The sequence below is a fragment of the Bradyrhizobium ingae genome, from assembly GCF_055791185.1.
Window position 1 is genome coordinate 110,511 of sequence record NZ_JBVUBB010000017.1, and the last position, 23,725, is coordinate 134,235.

Below are 23,725 nucleotides of genomic sequence, written 5' to 3' on the forward strand. Positions count from 1 at the left end.
TCGGTCGAAACGAACGTGATGCACGCATCACCGTTGTGCGTTGCGACAGGGCCGCTGGTGCAAACCGCCTGACGGAATAAGCGGCAAGTTCGCGCGACGCATGCATGCCATCGCGGCGCGACGGTACCCTCGAAGTAACCCATCACGCTAGGATGTTCGACGAACGAACATGGATGGGCGCGATGCCACGGATCGATCGGGACGGAGTTGCGATCCACTACGAGGTCCACGGCAGCGGCCCGCCGCTGCTTCTGACCCACGGCTATGCATCCACCTCGGCGATGTGGCATGGGCAGATCGATGCGCTCGCGAGTCACTGCACGCTCGTGTTGTGGGACATGCGCGGCCATGGCCAGTCGGACTATCCGGACAACCCCGCCGCCTACAGCGAAGCGCTGACCGTCGGCGACATGGCTGCGATCCTCGATGCGATTGGCGCAGAGCGCGCCATCATCGGCGGGCTCTCGCTCGGTGGTTACATGTCACTGGCCTTCTATCGCGCGCATCGCAAGCGCGTGCGAGCGCTCCTGATCATCGACACGGGCCCCGGCTTCAAGAAGGACGATGCGCGCGAGGCCTGGAACGCGCGCGCACGCGCCACGGCCGACAAGCTCGATCGCGAAGGCCTGAACGTGCTGGCGTCCGCGAGCCGCGAACGCGCGACCGCCAGCCACCGCGACGCCAGGGGGCTCGCGCTCGCCGCGCGCGGCATGCTGACCCAGCGCGACGCGAAGGTGATGGAGCTTTTGCCCGACATCGAGGTGCCGTCGCTGATCGTGGTCGGCGCCGACGACACGCCGTTCCTGGCAGCGTCCGACTACATGGCCGCAAAAATCCCCGGCGCACACAAGGTCGTGATTCCCGCGGCCGGGCATGCCGTCAACATCGATCAGCCGCAGGCTTTTGTTGACGCGGTGGTCCCCTTCCTGAAAACTCTGCCGCACGAGGCGGAGGAACCTGAACGATGAAGCCGACGATGGTGGCAACTGTCGCGATGACGCTGGGCATGATGATGGGCGCTGTGCATGCCGAGCAATGGGCACCGCCGCGCCTGCCCTTCGTCATGACATTGTCCAACACCGCGCCGCTGGCGTTCGGGATGGATGCCACCCAGGCGGCACAGGCACTGGGCCAGCCGCTGCAATATGTTCGCGGTCGTCCCGGAAACGAGATCTACCTCGCCCTGCGCAATCTCGGCGGAAGCCGGCTGATCCCCTACCGCCACCGCCTGTTCCTGCAATTCCGCCATGGTCGCCTCGCAGGATGGAAAGAAGACTACGGCGAGAACTGGATGTGGGAGTAGGACCACGCAGACCCGCCTCCCCTCATCCTGAGGAGCTTGCAAGGCCAGCGTCTCGAAGGATGAAGGCTCCGCTGCGGCCGCCTGGCCTCTATCCTTCGAGACGCACTCCGCTGGAGCGCTCCTCAGGATGAGGAGCCAGAGCGGAATTTCCGGATCGTTCAACAACCAACAACGAAGGACAACCTCGTGGGACAAGACATCAAACTGACCGCCTCCGACAATTTCCAGTTCGGTGCTTATCGCGCCGACCCTGCAGGCAGCCCGAAAGCCGCGGTGGTGGTGATCCAGGAGATTTTTGGGGTCAATCATCACATTCGCTCGGTCTGCGACCGGCTCGCCAAGGAAGGCTATGTCGCGATCGCGCCGTCGATCTTCGATCGCACATCGCCCAACTTTCAGTCGGGCTATTCGCCCGACGAGATCGCCGAGGCGCGCAAGTTCGTCGCCGATCCCGACTGGGCGGCGATGCTGCGCGATACGCAAGCCGCGATCGATGCGGTGAAGAGCGTCGGCCCGGTCGGCATCATCGGCTTCTGCTTAGGGGGAAGCATCGCCTATGTCGCCGCGGCGCGCCTGTCCGGCCTCTCGGCGGCAATCGGCTATTACGGCGGTGCCATCGTGCGCTTCGCCGATGAAAAGCCCAAGGTACCGACGCAGCTGCATTTCGGCGAGAAAGACGCCGGCATTCCCCTGTCCGATGTCGAGACCATCAAGAGCAAGCGGGCGGACGTCGAGGTGTTCATCTATCCGGGTGCTCAGCACGGCTTCCATTGCGACGAGCGCGCGAGCTACGACAAGGCCAGCGCCGATATCGCCTGGCCGCGCAGCATGGCGTTCTTTGCGACGCATTTGAAATAGAGCGCAAATCTCTCGCCTTCATCATTCCGGGATGGCCCGAAGGGCCAGGCCCGGAATCCATAACCACGAGCCGGGATTATGGATTCTCAGATGCGCAATTGCGCATCATAGCTCGCGACTTTCGTCGCGCCCCGCAATGACAATGATGAAGGAGTTAGAACCAGCGCTCGCCGACGTACACCGTGTCGCCCGGGCCGACGGCGGTACCGAGCGGCACCACGGCGCGCATCGCGCCACCGGCATCGCTGCGGGTCACCGTGACCACGTCGCGCTTGGCGCGCGGCGAGAAGCCGCCGGCGATCGCGACCGCGCTCTCGACGGTCATGTTCGGCACGTAGGGATATTGGCCGGGCGCGGCGACTTCGCCCAGAATGAAGAAGGGACGATAGGCTTCGATCTCGACCGCCACCGACGGCTCGCGGATATAGCCGTTGCGCAGGCGCGCGGCGATTTCGGACGCGAGCCCCGCCGTGGTCCGACCGCGCGCCGGCACCGCGCCGATCAGCGGCATGGTGATCGCGCCGCCGGCATCGATCGCGTAGGTGTTGGTGAGACCTTCCTGGCCGTAGATCACGACGCGCAGCTTGTCGCCCGCATCGAGATGATAGGACGCGTCGTAACGCGCTGGCATGGGCATCGGCGCGGCATAGCCGGCCGCGACTGGTGCGGGAGCTGCGGCAAAGGAATTGCGGAGCGCGCTGATGGCACCGCCACCGGAACCGTCGGCGACCGGCTGCGGCACGCCGGGCTGGCCATAGGCCATGTAATCGAGATCGCTGCGTGGCTGCGCCACCGCGATGGGACCGACGGTTTGCATGCAGCCGCCAAGGGCGAGCGCGGCGGACGCTGCCAAGATCGACAATCGAAACGCGCGCGCAACCCGCACTGGAGCCATCCCTTGAACCGAGATGGCTCCAGTCTTGCACCGGGTATGGTTAACAAAGCGTTGAGGGGACGTGAGACGCGACAATGCAACCAACGGGCATGGCGCGCTCCCTCTCCCGCTTGCGGGAGAAGAGTGGAGAGAGCCTTCAGCCGCATTGCATCGATGCAATGCGACCTTTCCCGCAAGCGGGAGAGGTGCAGCGAGTTCGTGGCTTACGCGCTCACACCGACGCCGATCGGGCAGGAGACGCCGGTGCCGCCCAAGCCGCAATAGCCGGCCGGATTCTTGGCGAGATATTGCTGGTGGTAGTCCTCGGCGAAATAGAACTCGCCGGCGGGCGCGATCTCGGTGGTGATGGCACCGAGCCCCTTACCTGCGAGCGCCTTCTGATAGAGCGCCCTGGACTCGTCGGCGGCCTTCTTCTGCGCATCGTTGTAGGTGTAGATCGCGCTTCGATATTGCGTGCCGACGTCGTTGCCCTGACGCATGCCTTGCGTCGGGTTGTGGTTCTCCCAGAACGCCTTCAGCAGCCGCTCGTAAGAGATCTTGTTCGGATCGTACACGACCAGCACCACTTCGGTGTGGCCGGTGCGGCCCGAGCAGACTTCTTCATAAGTCGGATTGGGCGTATGGCCGCCGGCATAGCCGACCGCGGTGACGTGGATGCCCTCGCCGAGCTCCCAGAATTTGCGCTCGGCACCCCAGAAGCAACCAAGCCCGAACACGGCCTGCTCGAGACCAGCCGGGTATGGCGGCTTGAGCTTCTGTCCGTTGACGAAATGGGTGGTTGCGGTCGGCAAAGGCTGCGCACGGCCCGGCAGCGCCTCGGCTGCGCTCGGGAGTGCAGTGGTCTTGCGCATGAACAGCATGGTCGGATCTCCGAAACGAGCTGTCCGTCGCCCAAGCAGGGGCGCCTGAGGCGGCGTGCTCGCGATACCAGTTGAATATAGGCAATTACGGCTGGAGAGGCAGCCCCGTTACGCCGCCCCCATGCACTGCGCGCGCGTCAGTCGCGCGAATAGCCGATAAGGGGCTTCCGCGGCCGAAACAGGATCATCAGGAGGATCCCGAGAATGCCGAGCACGGCGAAGACCGGCTGGTCCAGGATCAGGCGGATCACCGAGGTCCACAGCCAGGGGGCCTTGGCCTCGACCCAGGTCCGGAATGCCTGCTGGCTGGACTGATGGATATCGTTCCAGAACTGGCCGAACCGGGTGAACCGCAACGTCTGGTCCGCCACCCAGCGGGCGCCGTCATAGACCATGAAGATGAAGCCGCCAGCGAGCAGCAACAGGCCGATCAGTCGGAAAAAGCCGCGGATCATGCATCACCTTAATATGCCCGTCCGGCCGGGACGAGGCGAAACGCCGCCAGCCAATACCGGGGCGAGAGCGGAAATTCAACCTCGTCAGTACGTTACGGCAGTTCCCGGGCTGTCTGGGGGGCATTTCCAGCCCTCCCGAAGCCGTTGACGGTGCCGCAGGCCCCCTCTATAAGGGCGCCAACTGGCGGCGGGCGCAATCCCGCCGCCGCTGTTCTTTGAGCCATGCGAGGCAACCCTATTAGGCGATAGCCGCAAGGCTGGCGCGCGGGCTCCAAAGAACTGCTTAGCAACCGAACACCCTAAAACCGAGCGTCGATTTCGCGGTTCAAGCAACCGGCGCTAATCCGAGCAAGAAGCGACCGGTCACCGCAGAGGATCTTTCAGACTATGGCCAATACCACTTCCGCCAAGAAAGCGACGCGCAAGATCGCCCGTCGTACCGCCGTCAACAAGTCGCGTCGCACCCAGATGCGCGGCGCTGTCCGCACCGTCGAAGAAGCGATCAAGTCTGGCGATCGCACAGCCGCGCTGAAGGCGCTGGCGAACGCCGAGCCCGCCCTGATGCGCGCCGCGCAGCGGAATATCATTCACAAGAACAACGCGAGCCGCAAAGTGTCGCGGCTGACGCATCAGATCGCCAAGCTCGGCAAGTGATCTGACCGAACATCGCATGATCAGATGAAGCCCGGCATGCGCCGGGCTTTTCTTTTTGTCGGGCGCGTGACGAGGACCAGAGCGCTGCAGCCGGAGCTTCTGATTCAGAGCTCCGTCCTCGAAGCTCTTCGATCCGAACTCTGTTCTGTGACAGGAGTTCGCTGACGCATGAGAGCCCTCTTTGATCGAAGCTCTTTGAAAAAACCTTCGGCGCTATTTTACCTCCCGTAGTTTTACCTGCTGACGATTCTGTCACACCGGAAACTCTCACCGCAGTTGCGAAAAGCCTGCGTTGGCGCAGCAGAACGCATTCCTGCGTCGCCATCATTTCGCGTACCGTAGTTTCCAGGGGAGCTGCGTAATGAGAGGGTTACCCTGCAAAACGAGACTCGAAAAACGATGTCTCGATAATCACTTATCCACATAGTGACGGAAAGCATTTGGAAAATTGGCTCACACGGCACTCGCGTGACGCTTTTGTAAAAATTTTTTGCGCGCCGTCGGAGAATTGTCACACAACGCGCATTGCCTTCGATTCTGCACGGCGATTCAAAAACTTGGTTCTCGACCCTGTGTACAACTCGCGCGCGGCGTTAACGCAGATCAGGATTTAAGCTCCTCAACTGTGAATCAATTTCATTGCGAGTCTCGGCGCATCGTGTATTTCTTAAAGCCGTCCGCAGCGCCCACGATCTTGAGACCAGCGCGGTTTAGGAAACGGGGCGAGCGTGCAAATCGGCGGCGGTGTGCACGTTGGCGACGCTTTACCAAGCGATTGTCGGTTTGAAACCCATAGCAATATGGGAACGGTAGTGCTTTGTCCAAATGTCTCCAAGCGGGGCATTCGTGTCTCGTTCGCGTTCAGATGCAACGGAGAGACAGCGACGGGCGACCCGACAATCGTGAAGGCGGCGCCACCCGGACGAGTTAGGAAGACGGGCGGGCCTCGTGCCGGGAATGTGGAGTTCCTTGCGCGAAGTTCATAGACGACACGCAGGACCTTGCCGTGAGCAATCACGGCAGGACGGGGAGGCACCATGTCGAACGAACGTAACGCGGTATTGAATCACATCTCTTCTTCGAACGATGCCGTTTCGAGTTCGTCCTCCGACCAGCCCCCTGCGTGCCCTTGCGCGCTGAGTACGCGCTGACCTCGCGATCCCACCATTCTTGACATCACTGGTCTGCCTCGCGGCGTTCGCGCCGAACGGCCGATCTGTGCCTTCGAGATGGACTCGCTTGAGGTCGTGCCGTGGCAGGCAAACCTGCAACGGCACTCGCAACGCAACCTTATCTCCAAAGAAAAGTTACAAACGATGACATCGGAACAGGATCGCTGGTCACGCGTGAAGGGGCGGCTGCGCTCGAGCGTTGGCGAGGACGTCTACACGAGCTGGTTCGCACGCATGGACCTCGAAGGGGTGCAGGACGAGAGCGTGCGGCTGTCGGTGCCGACGCGTTTCCTGAAGAGCTGGATCCAGGCGCATTATGCCGAGCGCGTGCTCTCATGCTGGCAGGCCGAGATGCCGGAAGTGCATCGCATCGATCTCACCGTGCGCACCGCTGTGCGCCCGACCGTCGCGCTCAAGGAAGTGCCGGCACCGGTCGAAGCCAAACGCATGGACGGCCGCCCCTCCGCGGAGCTGCGCGCGACCGCGACCGCGCCGGTCTCCGCCAGCCATGACGCGCTCGGCGGCTCGCCGCTCGATCCGCGCCTGACCTTTGCAAGCTTCGTCGTCGGCCGCGCCAACACGCTGGCGCATGCGGCGGCACGCCAGGTCGCCGAGGGACGTCGCGGCGATCCCGTGATGTTCAACCCGCTCTACATCCATGCCGGCGTTGGCCTCGGCAAGACGCATCTGTTGCAGGCGGTGACCTGGGCCGGCAATTCCGGCAGCGAGCGCAAGGTGCTCTATCTCACTGCGGAAAAATTCATGTACGGCTTCGTCGCCGCGCTGAAGACGCAGACGGCGCTCGCCTTCAAGGAAGCGCTGCGCGGCATCGACGTGCTGGTCATCGACGACCTCCAGTTCCTCCAGGGCAAGTCGACGCAGGCCGAGTTCTGCCACACGCTGAACGCGCTGATCGATGCCGGCCGCCAGGTCGTGATCGCGGCCGATCGCCCGCCGTCCGATCTCGAGAGCCTGGACGATCGCGTCCGCTCGCGGCTCGCCGGCGGCCTCGTGGTCGAGATGGGATCGCTCGGGGAAGATCTGCGGCTTGGCATTCTCAAGTCGCGCGTCGCGGCCGCCCGCGCCCATCATGCGAGCTTCGATGTGCCCGAGGAGGTCTTGAACTATCTGGCGCGCACCATCACCCATAACGGCCGCGACCTCGAAGGCTCGATCAACCGGCTGCTCGCCCACTCGAAGCTGAACAACCAGCCGGTGACGCTGGAGATGGCCGAGCGCGAGGTGCGCGACCTGATCCGGCCGCAGGAGCCCAAGCGCATCAAGATCGAGGACATCCAGCGCGTGGTGGCGCGGCAGTATAATGTCAGCCGCTCCGACCTCCTGTCCTCGCGCCGCACCGCCAACGTGGTCCGGCCGCGGCAGGTCGCGATGTACCTCGCCAAGACGCTGACCCTGCGCTCGCTGCCGGAGATCGGCCGCCGCTTCGGCGGACGCGACCACACCACGGTGCTGCACGCGGTGCGCAAAATCGAGGCACTGGTCGGCAAGGATACGGCGCTGTCCGAAGAGGTCGAATCCCTGAAGCGCCAGCTTCAGGAATAAACCCCTAAGGCCATTCCGACCTGCCATCGATCGTCCCGGCTTTGCCGCCGGGGCGGGGTGAAACCGGCATGTAAATCGTGGGGAACAGCACCCCAATCCCTTGAATCGGATGGCTTTACGCGCCACCTTGCGCGACCCTGACGGCTTTGATCATATCGGCTGGATGATCCGGCTCTGTCGGGTGTCTTCCGTGCCGCGGCGCCGATTCTGGCCGCCCGGCTTTTCCAACGATGTGTTCTCTTGGGGATCGGGCGAGTAGTGCAATGAAGGTTACGGTCGAACGCGCGCAACTCCTGAAATCGCTGGGCCACGTCCACCGCGTGGTCGAGCGCCGCAACACGATCCCGATCCTCGGCAACGTGCTGGTACGCGCAGAGGGCGCAAAATTGGCGCTGAAGGCGACCGACCTCGATCTCGAGGTAACGGAGACGCTGCCTGCGGAAACCGCGACCGCCGGTTCCACGACCGTGCCGGCGCACATGTTCTACGACATCGTGCGCAAGCTGCCCGACGGCTCGCAGATCGTGCTGGAAGGCGATGGCGACCGTTCCGTACTGGCGATCCGCGCCGGCCGCTCGCGCTTCACGCTGCAGACGCTACCGGAGAATGATTTTCCCGATCTTGCGGCCGGCGACATGTCGCATTCCTTCAATCTTGCCGCCAAGGACGTGAAGCGGCTGATCGACCGCACCCAGTTCGCGATCTCCACCGAGGAGACGCGCTACTATCTCAACGGCATCTATCTGCATGCCGCAGGCTCTGCCAAAGCCGCGACCCTGCGCGGCGTCGCCACCGACGGCCACCGCCTCGCCCAGCTCGATCTGGTGCAGCCGGCGGGCGCCGCCGGCATGCCCGGCGTGATCGTGCCGCGCAAGACCGTCGGCGAGGTGCAGCGGCTGATCGAGGACAGCGAAGCCGAAGTCACGATCGAGCTGTCGCAGGCCAAGATCCGCTTCACCATCGGCAATGTGGTGCTGACCTCGAAGCTGATCGACGGCACCTTCCCCGACTACGGCCGCGTCATCCCGCAAAACAACGACAAGGAACTGGTCGTCGACAAGAAGGATTTCGAGGCCGCGGTCGACCGTGTCTCCACCATCTCCAGCGAGCGCGGCCGCGCGGTGAAGCTCTCGCTCTCCGCCGGCAAGCTGGTGCTGTCGGTCACCAACCCGGATTCCGGCAGCGCCACCGAAGAGCTCGAGGTCGAATACGCCTCCGACGCCCTCGATATCGGATTCAACTCCCGCTACCTCCTCGACATCGCCGCCCAGATCGAAGGCGAGGTCGCAACCCTCAAGCTCGCCGACCCCGGCTCGCCCACGCTGGTCCAGGATCGCGACGACAAGAGCGCACTGTACGTGCTGATGCCGATGCGGGTGTGAGGCGCGTGGCCCCGCGTCGACGCCAAACAATCTCTCATGAACCGGTTGCGCTGCGCATTGCTGTGCCCTCTCCCCCTGCGGGAGAGGGCAGCTCGGGCATCAGCCACGACCTTACTGGGGTGAGGGGTCCTCTCTCCACATATTCACTGCGGAGACAACCCCTCACCCGCCGTCGCTTCGCGACGGCACCCTCTCCCGCAAGGGGAGAGGGTAAAGCACCGCCATCACTCCACCAACAGGACGCGAGGTGAGGAGGCTGTGCCACAGGACCAGCACCATCGGCCGACCGCCAATTCGCGAAGAACATGCGGCACGAACCGACGGATGCAGAAGCCGCAATGTGGCGCTTGCTCAGGGATCGCCGGCTTTCTGCTTTCAAGTTTCGCCGACAAGTCCCAGTCGAGAATTATATTCTCGACTTCGTATGTTTCGAGAAGCGGCTTGTGATCGAAATCGATGGCAGTCAGCACGCAGAACTGCAAAGCGACACAAGACGCGATGCAGCGCTTATCGCGGCAGGGTTTCAAATCACCCGCTACTGGAACAATGAGGTGTTGCAACAGCCCACGGCCGTGTTGGAAGACATCCTTGCAAAGCTCAGTGCGCGGTAAGATACCCCTCACCCGTCGCCTCACTTCGTGAGGCGCCACCCTCTCCCACAAGGGGAGAGGGTGAAGAGTCCGGTTTGCGACGAACAGAGCATGACCCCCTCCCGCATTCATCGCCTGACGCTGACGCAGTTTCGCAATTACCGGGCGGCGGGGCTCGAGACGGCGGCTGACATGGTGGCGCTGGTCGGGCCGAACGGGGCGGGCAAGACGAACTGCATCGAGGCGATCTCATTTCTGTCGCCGGGCCGCGGCTTGCGGCGGGCGACGCTGGAAGACGTCGCCGACAATCAGGGCGACGGCGCCTGGGCAGTCTCCGCGCAGGTCGAGGGCGCGCTCGGCCTTGCCACGCTCGGCACAGGCATCGATGCGCCGCGCGCCGACAGCGCGGTGAGCCGGCGCTGCCGCATCGACCGCGAGCCTGTCAATTCGGCGAGCGCCTTCGGCGATCACATCCGCATGGTGTGGCTGACGCCGGCGATGGACGGGCTGTTCATGGGTGCCGCCTCCGAGCGGCGTCGCTTCTTCGACCGCCTCGTGCTCGCGCTCGACAGCGAGCATTCCAGCCGGATCTCGGCGCTCGAGCGTTCGCTGCGCTCGCGCAACCGGCTGCTCGAAGTGCGCAATTACGACGACCATTGGTGCGACGCCATCGAGCGCGAGACCGCAGAGCTTGCCGTGGCGGTCGCAGCGACGCGCGGCCAGACCGCGGCGAAGTTGACCGAGATGCTCAATGCGCGCGCGCAATCCTCCGCCTTCCCGTCGGCTCAAATCGCGCTCGACGGCTGGATGGAGAACGCACTGCTCAACGAGACCGCGACGTCGGTCGAGGACCGCTACCGCCAGATCCTGCGCGACAACCGCCCGCGCGATGCGATCGCCGGACGCACCACGGACGGACCGCATCTCACCGATCTGCAAGTCGTCTACGCGCCCAAGGGAATGCCGGCGCGCGATGCATCGACCGGCGAGCAGAAGGCGCTGCTGATCGGCCTGGTGCTGGCGCATGCAACACTGGTTGCCGAGATGACCGGCATCGTGCCGCTCCTGCTGCTCGACGAGGTCGTCGCACATCTCGACCCGAACCGGCGCGCCGCGCTGTTTGCCGAACTGCAAAGACTTGGCGCGCAGGTGTGGTTAACCGGGGCCGACCCTGCCGCCTTTGCCGAGATCGGCAGCTCCGGCGAGGTGTTCGACGTCGAGAACGGGCGCATCACGCCGCGCCGGTAGGGAAGTCACCGTTGAACCTGACGGGTTCCCCCGGCGACTAGTCTCTTGAGGCCACGACGGCAGTGTCGCAGCCGTTGCAATCGCGCGAGGCCCTTCAGTGGCGCGCGACATCCTTGGAGATTTGACGATGTCGACGGTAAGGCGCGGGACGAAAGTTCCGGCACGATGGCGGCTGTTTGCGTGCGGCCTCGCTCTTCTCGCAGGCAGCTCAATTTCGGCCAGAGCCGACGACGGCATCGTCGACGTACACACGCTGCCGAAGCTGGAGGGCGCGTTCGCGGACAATTCGCGCCCTGATCGCGTGCAGTATGGCGTGCCGACCGTGGTCGCGGTGACACGCGCTGCCGTCGGGAAGATGCTCGCCGCCGAGGGCTGGATGCCCTATGTACGGCCGCTCGACGAAAACAACACCGGTCTCGTCTTCAAGAAGGGACGGCAACTGCTTTCTGTCTCTTTCACGCAGGGGCTCGGCCGGCCCGACCAATCGGCGGTCGAATACAGCGCGGGGCGCATTTGGTCGAACGTGCCCTTCCCCGATGGCGCGATCGATCTCGTGTTCGACGAGACCCGGCCCTATCTCGGCTGCATCGCGCCCGCCGCCTTCGACGCAACGCTGGCCTTCTACACCAAGGAAATGGCCGCGATCAGCTGGGTCAAGCTGACGCCCGCGACGGCCGCAAGCTGGCCGAATGCGGACCTGACCGAAACCGTGCCGAACGGCATCCGTGCGTTCTACGGCCACCCCGATGACGCATCGACGGGGTTCTATCATCAGAAGCCGGTGATGCTGACGCTGACGCGCCGCGATGACGGCCGCACCAATGTCGAGATCAGGATCGCGCCGTTCGCCTTGCCGACCGATCTCGAGACAGAAGAGATGTCCGGCCTGCCGATACCGAAACCATACAAGTCGGCGGGGGGCAGAGGCGTTGCCAGTTCGAACCGGCAAGAGCTGAATGTCGCCGACCTTGCCGATCTGCCTGCCGTGCTCGCTTTCTACCATCGCGAATTTGCCGCGCGCGGCTGGACGGAAGAAGGAAATGCGCCTCTTGCCGCAGGCGATGAGGTCGCGCTCAAATTCTCTTCGCCCGAGGAAACAGGCGTGCTGCGGCTCGGCCGCAAGTATGACTTCACGATGGTCCATTTGACCGCGCAGGTGAAGGAGTCCGTGCTCGCCGCCCGCGCCAAGGCGAAGAAGGACGCCGACGACCAGTTCATGAAGGACGCGGATCAGATGGTGAAAGATGTCCTCGCTGCCGACGCGGTCAGGCGCAAAACCCAGGCCGCCACACTGTCGGATACGCCCTTGCAGGCGCAGGCCGGCAGCAACACGCCGGTGCCGCTGCCGGAGAATGCGCAGGCGGTGGATTTCAAAGGCGATGACGGCCGGCTCGAATTCAACTCCACCTCGAGCGTCAAGGCGATTGCCGCCTTCTATCGTGGCTCGATGAAGCAGGCGGGCTGGAAGGAGCAACCCTCGGTGATCAACCAGCCGAACATGGCGGTGCTGGAGTTTGCCAAGGGCGGCAAAACGATCTCGTTCACGCTGATGCAGATGGGCGCCCAGGTGAATGTCAACGCCGACGGATCCGGCCTGCGCGTGGCCGCCGCCAAGCCGGCATCCACCGGCAAGCAGGCCGGCGGCGATCAGGCTGGCGCACAGGCCAAAGCGTCCGAGCCACTGGAAGCCGACCCCGAGTCCGCCCTGCCCGTGCCGAAGCAGCGTACGTCGACCTCACTTGGCACGGCAAAGCTGCCCGGCATCGAAGTCCCGTTCCGCCGCGAGCTCGAAGCCAGCGTGCCTGCCGAGCTCGGCGACGTGCTTGCCTTCTACCGCACGGAGCTCGGAAAGCTCGGCTGGCAGGAAAAACCGGACGGAGCCGTGGTCGCTGCCGATCGCGTCCAGCTCGCCTTCGCCTCCCCGCAGGGACCGGCCATGCTGAAGCTCGGCCGTGCCAACGGCGAGACATCCGTCAATCTCGTGCAGAAAAATCCGGATGCCGCAACGAAAGCGGACATCATGCCCAAGCCCGGACAGGCCAAGCTGATGCTCGGCAACATGGGCAATCAGGAAGCGCAGCTGACGATCAACAAGCAGACCGTCAAGATCGCCGCCGGCGCCGGCGGTCCGCAATCGCCGAAGCCGCCGATGCTCGACCTGCCGCCCGGCAAGTACCAGTACTCGCTGAAAGTCGCGGGCCGCCCGGCCCGCACCGACAGCATCACGATCGCCGCGGGTGACGCCTGGGGCCTCATGGTGGGGCCGACCGGCGAGGTGCTGCCACTCCAGATGTACTGAGCTCCCCCTTTGTCTGTAACGGCCAGATTGAACCTGGCCGGTTCGCGAGGCGACTAGTCGTCTAAAGCGCGATGCGATCGCGATGAATCGTCATCGCGCGAAGTTCAAGACGCGCGATCCCCTTGGAGAGTGCGCATGACGACGGTAAGGCATGGGACGAAAGCTCCGGCACGGCGGCCGCTGGCGCGCGCACGGCGCTTCGGAACCCGCGCCGTCATACCGGGAAAATGCTGTCGTTCTCGACGCGAAAAAGCGCCCTCGAATCGGGCTTTTCGCGTGCGCCAGAATCGGCCTTGGAATGCCTTGAAAACCGGTTAAAAAACCCTATCTGCTCAATAGGTTGCGGGGGAGTACTTTGCGCTAGGCGCAATCCTCCTTTCATGGCACAAATAGCTTCCAAATCAGCGCCTTTTTGCGCCGCTGATTCGGACGTCACCTCGAAGGCCTCTCATGACAGAACCTGCTCGGCAGCCGCGTGCCGAAAACGAGCCCTCCAACGCGAGCGATTACGGCGCGGAATCGATCCGCGTGCTCAAGGGTCTCGATGCCGTCCGCAAGCGCCCGGGCATGTATATCGGCGACACCGACGACGGCTCGGGCCTGCACCACATGGTCTACGAGGTCGTCGACAACGCGATCGACGAAGCGCTCGCGGGCCACGCCACGCGCGTCGACGTCGTGCTCAATGCCGATAATTCCGTCACCGTGCGCGACGACGGCCGCGGCATTCCCGTCGACATCCACAAGGGCGAAGGCATCTCGGCGGCCGAGGTCATCATGACCCAGCTCCATGCCGGCGGAAAGTTCGACCAGAACTCCTACAAGGTCTCCGGCGGCTTGCACGGCGTCGGCGTCTCCGTCGTCAATGCGCTGTCCAGCAAGCTCGGACTTCGCATCTGGCGCGACGACAAGGAGCACTACATCGAGTTCGCCCATGGCGATGCCGTCGCACCGCTGAAGGTCGTCGGCGACGCGCCGGGCCGGCGCGGCACGGAAGTCACGTTCCTGGCCTCGACCGAAACCTTCAAAAACGTCGAGTATGATTTCGCGACGCTCGAGCACCGTCTGCGCGAGCTCGCCTTTCTCAACTCCGGCGTCAACATCATCCTCTCCGACATGCGCCATGCAGTCGAGAAGCGCGAGGAGATGCATTATTCCGGCGGCGTCGAGGAGTTCGTCAAATATCTCGATCGCAACAAGAAGGCCCTCGTCCCCTCCCCGATCATGGTGCGCTCGGAAGCCAACGGCATCGGCGTCGAGGCGGCGCTGTGGTGGAACGACAGCTACCACGAGAACGTGCTGTGCTTCACCAACAACATCCCGCAGCGTGACGGCGGCACCCATCTGGCCGGTTTCCGCGGCGCGCTGACCCGCCAGGTCAACGGCTATGCCGAGGCCAACGCCAAGAAGGAAAAGATCGCGCTGACCGGCGACGACTGCCGTGAAGGCCTCACCGCCGTCCTGTCGGTCAAGGTGCCCGACCCGAAGTTCTCGTCGCAGACCAAGGACAAGCTGGTGTCCTCGGAGGTGCGTCCCGTGGTCGAGAACGTCCTCAACGAAGCGCTGCAGGCCTGGTTCGAGGAGCACCCGTCCGAGGCCAAGATGATCGTCGGCAAGGTGATCCAGGCCGCCGCTGCCCGCGAGGCCGCGCGAAAAGCGCGCGAGCTGACGCGCAAGAGCCCGCTCTCGGTCTCCTCGCTGCCCGGCAAGCTTGCCGACTGCCAGGAAAAGGATCCGGCGAAGTCGGAGCTGTTCATCGTCGAGGGTGACTCGGCAGGCGGCAGTGCCAAGCAGGGCCGCAACCGCGAGTTCCAGGCGGTGCTGCCGCTGCGCGGCAAGATCCTCAACGTGGAACGCGTCCGCCCCGACAAGATGCTGTCATCCGAGCAGATCGGCACGCTGATCACCGCGCTCGGCACCGGCATCAGCGACGACTTCTCGGTCGAGAAGCTGCGCTATCACAAGATCATCGTGATGACGGACGCCGACGTTGACGGCGCCCACATCCGCACGCTGCTGCTCACCTTCTTCTACCGGCAGATGCGGGACATCATCGACGGCGGCTATCTCTATATCGCCCAGCCGCCGCTCTATAAGGTCTCCCGCGGCAAGTCCGAGCAGTACCTGAAGGACGAGCGCGCGCTGGAGGACTATCTGATCGACGCCGGGCTCGACGACTGCGTGTTCGTCTCCGGAAACGGCGGCGATCGCACCGGCCGCGACCTGCGCGCGCTGGTCGACGACGCCCGCATCGTTCGCAGTATCCTGCGCAATCTGCACAGCCGCTACAACCGCAAGGTGGTCGAGCAGGCCGCCATCACCGGTGTGCTGAACAAGTCGATCTACGGCAATCCCGAGAACGCCGCGGCCGCCGCGCAATATATCGCGAACCGACTGGACAACCAGGCCGAAGAGGTCGAACGCGGCTGGGTCGGGCAATTCGTCGAGGGCCAGGGCTTCCTGTTCGAGCGCACCGTGCGCGGCGTCAAGGAAGCCGCGATCATCGACGATGCGCTGCTCGGCTCGGTCGAGGCCCGCAAGCTCGACGAGTACACGACGAAGCTCCAGGATGTCTACGCCCGCTCCGGCAAGCTGCGACGCAAGGACAGTGAGCACGTGGTCCACGGCCCGGTCGACCTGTTCGAGGCGGTCACCGACGCCGGGCGCAAGGGCATCACGCTCCAGCGCTACAAAGGTCTCGGCGAGATGAACCCGGAGCAGCTCTGGGAAACCACGCTGGACACCGAGGTGCGCTCACTGCTCCAGGTGAAGGTCAAGGAGGTCGACGAGGCCGACGACATCTTCACCAAGCTGATGGGCGACGTGGTCGAGCCGCGCCGCGACTTCATCCAGGAACACTCGCTCAGCGCGACGATCGACATCTAGCCAACAGGGGCAGAAGCAGTGGCGCCCATCCAGTACATCGTCGAGGGCGGTCATCGGCTCTCGGGCTCGATCGAGCCGTCCGGCAACAAGAACTCGGCGCTGCCGATCATCGCGGCTGCGCTTCTCACCGAACATCCGGTGACGCTTCAGAACGTGCCGCGCATCCGCGACACCGAGACGCTGGTCGAGCTGATCCGCTCGGTCGGCGCGTCGGCCGAATGGCGCGAACGCAATACGCTCGTCATTCACGCCAAGAGCATCCGCGCGGCCGATCTCGATCCTGAGCTCTGCGTCCGCATCCGCGCCTCGATCCTGCTCGCAGGTCCCCTGCTCGCCCGCTGCGGCGAGGTGATGCTGCCGCCGCCCGGCGGCGACGTCATCGGCCGGCGCAGGCTCGACACGCATGTGCTGGCGCTGGAGCAGTTGGGCGCCAAGGTCACCGCGACCGACCGGCTCGAGTTTCGCGCACCAAAACTGACCGGCGCCGACGTGTTCCTGGACGAGCCGAGCGTCACCGCGACCGAGAACGCACTCGTTGCGGCCGTCGCTGCCGACGGCGTCACTTATTTGCGCAACGCGGCCTCCGAGCCGCATGTGCAGGACCTCGCCAATTTCCTCGTCGCGCTCGGTGCGAAGATCGAGGGGATCGGTACCAACACCATGATCGTGCATGGGCAGTCGACGCTGGGGTCGACGACCTATGCGATCCAGCCCGACCATATCGAGGTGGGCTCGCTGATCGGACTTGCCGCCGTAACGCGCTCGCCCCTGCGCATCGTGCGCGCCGGCGTCGAGCATTTGCGGTCGATCCGCATGGGCTTCGAGCGGCTCGGCATCGTCTGCCGCGTCGAGGGCGACGACCTCATCGTGCCGTCCAACCAGACCCTGAAGATCCAGGACGATTTCGGCGGCCACGTGCCGAAGCTGGAGGACCAGCCCTGGCCGGCTTTCCCGGCCGATCTGATGTCGATCGCGATCGTCACTGCCACGCAATGCGAGGGCGTGATCCTGATGTTCGAGAAGATGTTCGAATCCCGAATGTTCTTCGTCGACAAGCTGATCGCGATGGGCGCGCGCATCGTGCTGTGCGACCCGCACCGCGCCATCATCGCAGGGCCCAGCCGCCTGCGCGGCGCCTCGATGATCTCGCCCGACATCCGCGCCGGCATGGCGATGCTGCTCGCCGCGGTCTGTGCCGAGGGTACCTCCACGATCAACAATGCCGACCAGATCGAGCGCGGCTACGAGCGCATCGACGAGCGGCTGAACGCACTCGGCGCCAGGATCAAGCGCGTGCCGGAACGGAAGAGCTGAGGCTTTCTTCCCTTCTCCCCTTGCGGGAGAAGGTGGCGCGCAGCGCCGGATGAGGGGTTCTATCCGCGCATTCAAGTTGGAGGGTCATTCGCGGAGAGAAACCCCTCACCCGGCTTCGCTACGCGAAGCCACCCTCTCCCGCAAGGGGAGAGGGTGCAGAGAGCCTTCATGCCTCACCACGACGCAGTGCAACATCCTGCATTCACGATAGCGTCTCTTCCCCTTCGATCTGCCCCCTTTTCGACGCGCCGCAATGCTATTGCTCGGCCATGCTCGAGACCATCCGCCGCCCATCGCAGCAGCTCGCCGCGCAAAATCATCTCGCCGATGAATTCGGCGAGACGTTGCGGCTGGCCGTGCCGATGATGCTGACGCAGCTCGGGCAGATTGCGATGATCACCAGCGATCTCGCACTGATCGGGCGGCTCGGCGAGGAGGCCGTCGCAGCTGCGGCACTTGCGCACACCGTCTATTTCGTCAGCTTCACCTTCGGGCTCGGCTTGATGGCGGCCGTGTCGCCGCTGGCGGCCCAGGCGTTCGGCGCCGGCGACGTCAGACGCATCCGCCGCTCCTTGCGCGTGGGCTTGTGGGTCGCGTTCCTCATCTCGCTGCCGATGATGGCTTCGCCGCTTTATGGCGAGCACATACTGATCGCGCTCGGACAGGCGCCGCCTTCGGCCGCGCTCGCGCAGCGCTATCTGAATGGTCTTGCCTGGGGCATTGCGCCGGCGCTCGGCTTCATCGCGCTGCGAAGCATGATGAGCGCGGTGAACCGGCCACAGGCACCGCTATGGATCACGCTGGCGGCGATCCCTGCGAATTTCGCGCTGGTCTATTGCCTGATCCATGGCCTGTTCGGCTTGCCGAAGCTCGGCCTGTTCGGCGCGGGGCTTGCGACCACGCTCGTCAATCTCGGCACCTTTCTCGCAGCACTTGCCATTGCGGCGTGGCGCAAGCCGTTCGCCGACTATCATCCGCTCGCGCATCTCTGGCGGATCGACTGGCCCTTGATGCGCCAGCTGATCGTGATCGGCGCGCCGATTTCGTTCTCGCTGTTGCTGGAATACGGCCTGTTCTCCTCGGCGGCGCTATTGATGGGCCTGATCTCGACCACCGCATTGGCCGCGCACCAGATCGCGCTTCAGGTCACGGCTGTGCTGTTCATGGTCCCGCTCGGCATCGGCATGGCTGCGACGGTGCGGGTCGGCCACGCCTTCGGCCGCGACGACCCGGCGGGCGTCCGACGCGCGGGTCTCGTCGCAGCCCTGCTCGGGATTACGTTCGTCGCGGTACTGACGGTTGCGATCATCCTCGGCCGCTATGAGCTGGGACGGCTGTTCTTCGGAAGCAGCGAGGCGAGCGCACCGACTGTCAATCTGACCGCGACGCTTCTCCTGGTCGGCGCGACCTTCTTCGTCGCCGATGCGCTGCAGACCATCATGGGCGGCGCGCTGCGCGGCATCAATGACACCCAGATGACATTGGTGTTCGCGGCAATAGGCTATTGGTGCGTCGGCTTCCCGATCGCCTGGGTGCTCGCCTTCCACGCCGGCCTCGGCGCGGTCGGCGTCTGGATCGGATTATCGATCGGATCGTTCGTCTATGCCGGCCTCTTGATCTTGCGCTTTCGGATGCTGACGCGCAAAATCCCGGGATGACAAGTCCCGTTCGCGAAATCACCCCGAATGTCGATACCGGCACGGTGCTGTCAGGCGCGCAGTTCATCGACGCCTTTCGCGTCGACATTGGCACCGCAGCAGTCGACGCCCGTGAGGCCTGCACAAGGATGGTCTTGAACGGGCCACGCTGGGTCGATGCGCTGGTGCGCCTGCGCAATATTCTGGTGACGCCGTTCGGGCTGAAGAGATCGGGCGAAGGCGCACCTGCGCCCGGCGGCTTGATCGGCCTGTTCCCAGTGTTGAGCGAGACGCCCGAGCGACTGGTCGCCGGCTTCGACGATTCTCACCTCGATTTTCGCATTGTCGTCGACGTGGCCGGGGATGCAGCGAGCCGGCAGGTCACCTTGACCACTCTGGTGAAGACAAACAATTTCCTCGGCCGGACCTACCTCATGCTCATCACGCCGTTCCACAAGCTCGTGGCCCGCGGCATGATGGGAAGGATCGAGGAGCCGGTCCGCTAATTATTCCGCGGCTTTCTCCGGCCCATCGGCCACGGCTTCGGACCACTCGCCGATGACGCGATCGAGGTCGCAGAGATTCTGGTGCATCTGCTCCAGCGAGAAGCCGAGGGCGAAGAAGCGCTCCGCGGTGTCGCCGGGATGGCCGCGGATCACGCCGTCCTGACGGACGGCGGCAACCGCCTCGGCATAGTGCTGGAGCGCGACGTGCACGGGGTGGATCGGCGGCGCGCCGGCGCCCTGGCGCATGGCGTCGGCCGCCGACTTCAGGAAGCGCACGATCGCCGCGCTGACCTCTGCCAGGGGTGCCGCGAGCCTGACCTGCACCTCGACGGGCAGCGGCACCACGGTCGCGCGGCCGATCATCACGACGTCGTGGCGCAGCCGCAAGATCGTGCGCAGCAACGGGCCGGTATCCGGTCCGCTGGACAATCGCGCGGAGCGCTCGCGCTCGGCTTCGGCGCCAATGGTATTCATGCCCACCATCGCGGCGCCGATCCCGTCCTGAATCCGATGCAACGCATCATTGTCGCGGCCGCGCGTCAGACCCGCGAGCAGTTCGGTAAAGGCCTCCGCAATCAGCTCGAGCAGCTTGGCCGCGCTTGCGCGTATCTGCCGTACCGCGCGCGACGGCAGCACCAGGAACGAGACGAGCAGCCCGGTCACGGCGCCGACCGAAACCTCGCTGACGCGATCGATCGCCGAGGCCATGGGATCGGCATGATGCATGGTCGGAAGCACGAGCACGATCACGGCCGTCACCGTTGCAGAGCTCAGATTCGGATAGATCGATGCGATATAGGCAAGTGGCGCCACGGCCAGCACCAGCAAACACAGCAGGCCCAGTTCGCCGGAATAGGGGATCAGGATTGCGATGGCGCCGCCGTAGACGGCGCCGCCGATCGTGCCCAGCATGTAGTCGCGCGTCGCCTTGAGCGAGCGCCCTACGCTCATCTGAGTTACGATGATGGACGTCAGCACAGCCCAAAGTGGCAACAACAGGTGCAGCGCGGTGGCGAGTGCATAGGCGGCGGTGGCCGCCACCGTGACCCGGACCGCCAGCCCCAATTGCGTCTTTCGCAACCAGAGCCGGTCGAACAGCTGTCTTACGCTCACCATCGTCAAACGTCCCGGTCCCATCCTCGTCAACCGACCAAAATCATAGCTGATACCCGTGGCCGCGAGGCGGCTTGAAAGGGGAAATCCGCCCGCCTACCCTGCTGGCCAAAACGAGGAAACACGATGGCCCACGAAACCGCAACGCTCGCGGCCTATGTCGCCAAGCTAAAATATGAGGATATTCCGGCAGAGGTACTTGAGCGCGCAAAGGTGCTGACGCTCGATTTCCTCGGCAGCGCCATTCGTGCACGGCGCGAGGCGGAATCGACGCCGTCGCTGCTGAAGATGCTGGAAGCGCTGGCGCTCGACGGCAAGGGCGAATCCACCGTGTTCGGCGATGCCAAAACCTGGACGCCGGCGGTCGCCGCACTGCTCAACGGTGCCCTCGGCCACTCCCTCGATTTCGACGACACGCATGCCGATTCCTCGCTGCATCCGAGCGCGCCGGTGGTGCCGGCCGCGTTCGCGGTCGGCGAGATGGTCGGCGCCTCCGGACGCGACGTGCTGACCGCGATCGTTGCGGGCTATGAAGTCTGCTGCCGGCTCGGCAACGCGCTCGATCCGACTTCGCACTATGCCCGCGGCTTTCATCCGACCGCGACCGCAGGCACCTATGGCGCGGCGGCCGCAGCCGGCAAGCTGTTCGGCCTCTCCGAGGCGCAGATCATCTCGGCCTTCGGCGTCTCCGGCAGCCAGGCCGCGGGCTCGCTGCAGTTTCTGCTCAACGGCGCCTGGAACAAGCGCTACCAGGTTGGTGCCGCCGCGATGAACGGCGTGATCGCCGCCACGCTGGCGCGCAATGATTTCGTGGGCTCGACGGAATCGGTCGAGGGCAAGCATGGCCTGCTCGTCGGCTACACCGACGACGCGCATCCGGACAAGTCCGTCGCCGAACTCGGCAAGAGCTATGAGACCATGAAGATCGGCGTCAAACCCTATCCGAGCTGCCGCTATACTCATGCCGCGATCGACGCGCTGATCGCGATGCGGCGGGAGCACAATCTGACGCCAGAGCAGGTCAAGCGTGTCGAGATCGGCCTGCACCGCAACGGCATCACGCTGACCGGCGATGCCGCGACCAAGCGGCACCCGCGCTCGATCGTCGCCGGCCAGTTCTCGATGTTCTTCACCGGCGCGCTTGCGCTCGACCAGGGCAGCTTCGGCTGGGACGATTACAACCGACTTGGCGATGCCGTGATCGACGCGCTCGCCGACAAGTTCGAGGTGGTGCAGGATTCGCGGCTGGAAGGCCGCGTCCATCCCTTCGGCGCGCGCGTGCGCATCACCACCGACGACGGCGTGCATGAGCGACTGCACGCCGACCCTTCCGGCGAACCGACCTCATTTCCTGATGCGCAGGCGATGCAGCAGAAATTCTTGACGCTGGCACGCCCGGTGCTGAATGCACGCGCGGAGAAGTTTGCGGACGCGATCCTGTCGCTGGAGCGGTTCGATCGCGTGGTGAAGGCGACGCAGCTGGGGAGGCAGTAGATTCGCGCCACATCGGCGCTGCACCCTCTCCCCTTGCGGGAGAAGGGAAGAAGAGCCCACTGCTCAATTCGTACCCGCCATCTTGCCCTTGTCATGCGTCGCCGCAACCACGTCGCTTACAAGCTGGAACACCCCGTCCACCTCCGGCGGCCAGTTCAGCGAGCGGCCGAGGCGCACGATCACGAGTTGCTCGGACGGAATCACGATCGCGTATTGCCCGATCGTGCCCTTGGCGAAGAAGGCATCGCGCGGCCAGCCGTGTTCGACGCGAAACTTCGCGCCAAAGCTGTCGCCCTGGTTGGTCCAGAAGCCGACACCGATTCCGACCCAGGCATTCGGCGTGGCCGTCGCGGAATAGTTCACCCAGCCCTCGGGCAGGATGCGCTTGCCGCCAACGACGCCGTCGTTGAGATAGAGCTGGCCGAAACGCGCCCAGTCGCGTGCGGACGCCAGCATTTCGCCGGAGCCCTCGATCGTGCCTGTTACGTCGAGCTGAAGCGTGACGTTGACCATGCCGAGCGGCGCGAACAGTTCGCGGCGCGCGAAGCGGAGTGCATCTGCGGGCTTGCCGCCGACGGCGTTGCGGATCAGATGTGCGAGGATGAGGAAGTTGCCGTCGTGATAATTCCAGGCCGTGCCCGGCGCGGTCGCAAGCGGCGCGCGCTCGGCAAAGGCGGCCATGTCGTTTTCCGCATACTTCATCGTGTTGACCGGCTCGAGCACAGAGCCGAGCGAGGCCTGCAACGAGCTTCCGAGCGCGAGCCCCGCGGTGTGACGCAGCAATTGGTCGACAGTGATGGCATGGCGCGGATCATCCGGACTCTGCCAGGCGGCGGTCGGCGCAGGCCCGTCGAGCTTGAGTTTACCCTGGCGCACCAGAATGCCTGTCAGCGCCGAGGTCACCGACTTGGTCATGGAGAAGCCGAGCAGTGGGGTCTCCGGCCCGATGCCATCGGCGTAGCGCTCGGCGATGATGCGGCCGGCCTTTGTGACGACGATCGCGCGCGTGCGCCGGTAGGGCGGCTGCGCGGGTTCGGTGAAGGCGCGGTCGAGCGCGGTTGACAGTGCTTCGCTTTGCGGCGCCACCAGTCCTGGGCCGGCGATCTCCGGCAGCAAGGCAGGCTGCTTGTCATCCGGCGGCAACGCGACGTCGGTGATCCCCTGGCCGTGCTCGAGCGTGCAGCCGAGCCCCTCGCGATAGACGGCATGGCTGCGGCCGATGCCGAACAGGGACACCATCACGTCCTTGCGCGCACGATCGACCTGAAAATCCATCGCCCAGGTGAGCAGACCCGCGCCCGGCATCGCATCCGTGGTCTCGGCGAGGTTGCGGCCGGGATCGAGGCCGGAGACGAACGTCTCCGAACAGAGCGTGTGGGCGATGAAGCCGGTCGCAACCTTGGGCACGTCACGGGCCCGCGCCGCGGCGAGCGCGAGGCCGGCACAGGCAATGGCGGTAGTAGCGAGGATGATCTTGCGGCGGCGGGTCACGGGCT

At 64.7% G+C, this 23,725-nt stretch carries 19 protein-coding genes; 14 read left to right on the forward strand and 5 right to left on the reverse strand.

Annotated elements, in window-relative coordinates; all coding sequences use genetic code 11:
* Window positions 1-182: 182 nt before the first annotated feature.
* From ACV1FX_RS23555 to ACV1FX_RS23565, 3 genes are all read left to right on the forward strand, one after another.
* Window positions 183-968 (forward strand): alpha/beta fold hydrolase, encoded by a 786-nt coding sequence (locus ACV1FX_RS23555; RefSeq protein WP_473119949.1) that lies wholly within the window; start codon window positions 183-185, stop codon window positions 966-968.
* Window positions 965-1,303, forward strand: coding sequence for a hypothetical protein (locus tag ACV1FX_RS23560; protein ID WP_473119950.1), 339 nt, complete (start codon window positions 965-967; stop codon window positions 1,301-1,303). The genes ACV1FX_RS23555 and ACV1FX_RS23560 overlap by 4 nt, the downstream gene beginning before the upstream one ends.
* 186 nt (window positions 1,304-1,489) lie before the next feature.
* On the forward strand, window positions 1,490-2,161 hold the full coding sequence (locus ACV1FX_RS23565) for a dienelactone hydrolase family protein (protein WP_473119951.1): 672 nt from the start codon (window positions 1,490-1,492) through the stop codon (window positions 2,159-2,161).
* 154 nt (window positions 2,162-2,315) lie between these two features.
* On the opposite strand, the gene ACV1FX_RS23570 is transcribed toward ACV1FX_RS23565, so the two are convergent.
* From ACV1FX_RS23570 to ACV1FX_RS23580, 3 genes are all read right to left on the reverse strand, one after another.
* Complete coding sequence (locus tag ACV1FX_RS23570) at window positions 2,316-3,056, reverse strand: polysaccharide biosynthesis/export family protein (protein ID WP_473119952.1); 741 nt, start codon at window positions 3,054-3,056, stop codon at window positions 2,316-2,318.
* 203 nt (window positions 3,057-3,259) lie between these two features.
* Entirely contained in the window at window positions 3,260-3,916 is a 657-nt protein-coding gene (gene msrA, locus ACV1FX_RS23575) for a peptide-methionine (S)-S-oxide reductase MsrA (protein WP_473119953.1), read from the reverse strand.
* Window positions 3,917-4,053: 137 nt separating this feature from the next.
* Window positions 4,054-4,371 carry a hypothetical protein gene (locus ACV1FX_RS23580; RefSeq protein WP_458148244.1) on the reverse strand — a complete coding sequence of 106 codons (318 nt, stop codon included), beginning with the start codon at window positions 4,369-4,371 and terminating at the stop codon, window positions 4,054-4,056.
* Between the two features lie 387 nt (window positions 4,372-4,758).
* Here ACV1FX_RS23580 and rpsT point away from each other — a divergent pair, with 387 nt between their 5' ends.
* From rpsT to ACV1FX_RS23630, 10 genes are all read left to right on the forward strand, one after another.
* Complete coding sequence (gene rpsT, locus ACV1FX_RS23585; RefSeq protein WP_458148243.1) at window positions 4,759-5,025, forward strand: 30S ribosomal protein S20; 267 nt, start codon at window positions 4,759-4,761, stop codon at window positions 5,023-5,025.
* A gap of 1,316 nt (window positions 5,026-6,341) precedes the next feature.
* Window positions 6,342-7,760: a chromosomal replication initiator protein DnaA gene (gene dnaA / locus ACV1FX_RS23590; protein ID WP_473119954.1), complete on the forward strand. Its 1,419-nt coding sequence runs from the start codon at window positions 6,342-6,344 to the stop codon at window positions 7,758-7,760.
* A 263-nt stretch (window positions 7,761-8,023) separates the two neighbouring features.
* Window positions 8,024-9,142 carry a DNA polymerase III subunit beta gene (dnaN, locus tag ACV1FX_RS23595; RefSeq protein ID WP_473119955.1) on the forward strand — a complete coding sequence of 373 codons (1,119 nt, stop codon included), beginning with the start codon at window positions 8,024-8,026 and terminating at the stop codon, window positions 9,140-9,142.
* A gap of 305 nt (window positions 9,143-9,447) precedes the next feature.
* Window positions 9,448-9,753 carry an endonuclease domain-containing protein gene (locus ACV1FX_RS23600; RefSeq protein ID WP_473119956.1) on the forward strand — a complete coding sequence of 102 codons (306 nt, stop codon included), beginning with the start codon at window positions 9,448-9,450 and terminating at the stop codon, window positions 9,751-9,753.
* Window positions 9,754-9,843: 90 nt separating this feature from the next.
* Entirely contained in the window at window positions 9,844-10,980 is a 1,137-nt protein-coding gene (gene recF / locus ACV1FX_RS23605) for a DNA replication/repair protein RecF (protein WP_473119957.1), read from the forward strand.
* Window positions 10,981-11,107: 127 nt separating this feature from the next.
* Window positions 11,108-13,279: a hypothetical protein gene (locus ACV1FX_RS23610; RefSeq protein WP_473119958.1), complete on the forward strand. Its 2,172-nt coding sequence runs from the start codon at window positions 11,108-11,110 to the stop codon at window positions 13,277-13,279.
* A 450-nt stretch (window positions 13,280-13,729) separates the two neighbouring features.
* Entirely contained in the window at window positions 13,730-16,165 is a 2,436-nt protein-coding gene (gene gyrB / locus ACV1FX_RS23615; RefSeq protein ID WP_473119959.1) for a DNA topoisomerase (ATP-hydrolyzing) subunit B, read from the forward strand.
* 18 nt (window positions 16,166-16,183) lie between these two features.
* Window positions 16,184-17,479, forward strand: coding sequence for a UDP-N-acetylglucosamine 1-carboxyvinyltransferase (gene murA / locus ACV1FX_RS23620; RefSeq protein WP_473119960.1), 1,296 nt, complete (start codon window positions 16,184-16,186; stop codon window positions 17,477-17,479).
* A gap of 269 nt (window positions 17,480-17,748) precedes the next feature.
* Complete coding sequence (locus ACV1FX_RS23625) at window positions 17,749-19,137, forward strand: MATE family efflux transporter (RefSeq protein WP_473119961.1); 1,389 nt, start codon at window positions 17,749-17,751, stop codon at window positions 19,135-19,137.
* On the forward strand, window positions 19,134-19,622 hold the full coding sequence (locus tag ACV1FX_RS23630; protein ID WP_473119962.1) for a DUF2867 domain-containing protein: 489 nt from the start codon (window positions 19,134-19,136) through the stop codon (window positions 19,620-19,622). Before ACV1FX_RS23625 ends, ACV1FX_RS23630 begins: the two co-directional genes overlap by 4 nt.
* On the opposite strand, the gene ACV1FX_RS23635 is transcribed toward ACV1FX_RS23630, so the two are convergent.
* On the reverse strand, window positions 19,623-20,738 hold the full coding sequence (locus tag ACV1FX_RS23635) for an FUSC family protein (protein ID WP_473119963.1): 1,116 nt from the start codon (window positions 20,736-20,738) through the stop codon (window positions 19,623-19,625).
* Between the two features lie 123 nt (window positions 20,739-20,861).
* Here ACV1FX_RS23635 and ACV1FX_RS23640 point away from each other — a divergent pair, with 123 nt between their 5' ends.
* Window positions 20,862-22,229, forward strand: coding sequence for an MmgE/PrpD family protein (locus tag ACV1FX_RS23640; RefSeq protein WP_473119964.1), 1,368 nt, complete (start codon window positions 20,862-20,864; stop codon window positions 22,227-22,229).
* Between the two features lie 63 nt (window positions 22,230-22,292).
* On the opposite strand, the gene ACV1FX_RS23645 is transcribed toward ACV1FX_RS23640, so the two are convergent.
* Entirely contained in the window at window positions 22,293-23,720 is a 1,428-nt protein-coding gene (locus ACV1FX_RS23645) for a serine hydrolase domain-containing protein (RefSeq protein ID WP_473119965.1), read from the reverse strand.
* Window positions 23,721-23,725 lie beyond the last annotated feature (5 nt).

Bases quoted from the DNA above. Each gene is read 5' to 3' on its own strand.
- ACV1FX_RS23555 (WP_473119949.1), top strand. From the start codon at position 183: ATGCCACGGATCGATCGGGACGGAGTTGCGATCCACTACGAGGTCCAC.
- ACV1FX_RS23560 (WP_473119950.1), top strand. From the start codon at position 965: ATGAAGCCGACGATGGTGGCAACTGTCGCGATGACGCTGGGCATGATG.
- ACV1FX_RS23570 (WP_473119952.1), bottom strand. From the start codon at position 3,056: ATGGCTCCAGTGCGGGTTGCGCGCGCGTTTCGATTGTCGATCTTGGCA.
- msrA (WP_473119953.1), bottom strand. From the start codon at position 3,916: ATGCTGTTCATGCGCAAGACCACTGCACTCCCGAGCGCAGCCGAGGCG.
- ACV1FX_RS23580 (WP_458148244.1), bottom strand. From the start codon at position 4,371: ATGATCCGCGGCTTTTTCCGACTGATCGGCCTGTTGCTGCTCGCTGGC.
- rpsT (WP_458148243.1), top strand. From the start codon at position 4,759: ATGGCCAATACCACTTCCGCCAAGAAAGCGACGCGCAAGATCGCCCGT.
- dnaA (WP_473119954.1), top strand. From the start codon at position 6,342: ATGACATCGGAACAGGATCGCTGGTCACGCGTGAAGGGGCGGCTGCGC.
- dnaN (WP_473119955.1), top strand. From the start codon at position 8,024: ATGAAGGTTACGGTCGAACGCGCGCAACTCCTGAAATCGCTGGGCCAC.
- ACV1FX_RS23600 (WP_473119956.1), top strand. From the start codon at position 9,448: ATGCGGCACGAACCGACGGATGCAGAAGCCGCAATGTGGCGCTTGCTC.
- recF (WP_473119957.1), top strand. From the start codon at position 9,844: ATGACCCCCTCCCGCATTCATCGCCTGACGCTGACGCAGTTTCGCAAT.
- ACV1FX_RS23610 (WP_473119958.1), top strand. From the start codon at position 11,108: ATGTCGACGGTAAGGCGCGGGACGAAAGTTCCGGCACGATGGCGGCTG.
- gyrB (WP_473119959.1), top strand. From the start codon at position 13,730: ATGACAGAACCTGCTCGGCAGCCGCGTGCCGAAAACGAGCCCTCCAAC.
- ACV1FX_RS23625 (WP_473119961.1), top strand. From the start codon at position 17,749: ATGCTCGAGACCATCCGCCGCCCATCGCAGCAGCTCGCCGCGCAAAAT.
- ACV1FX_RS23630 (WP_473119962.1), top strand. From the start codon at position 19,134: ATGACAAGTCCCGTTCGCGAAATCACCCCGAATGTCGATACCGGCACG.
- ACV1FX_RS23635 (WP_473119963.1), bottom strand. From the start codon at position 20,738: ATGGTGAGCGTAAGACAGCTGTTCGACCGGCTCTGGTTGCGAAAGACG.
- ACV1FX_RS23640 (WP_473119964.1), top strand. From the start codon at position 20,862: ATGGCCCACGAAACCGCAACGCTCGCGGCCTATGTCGCCAAGCTAAAA.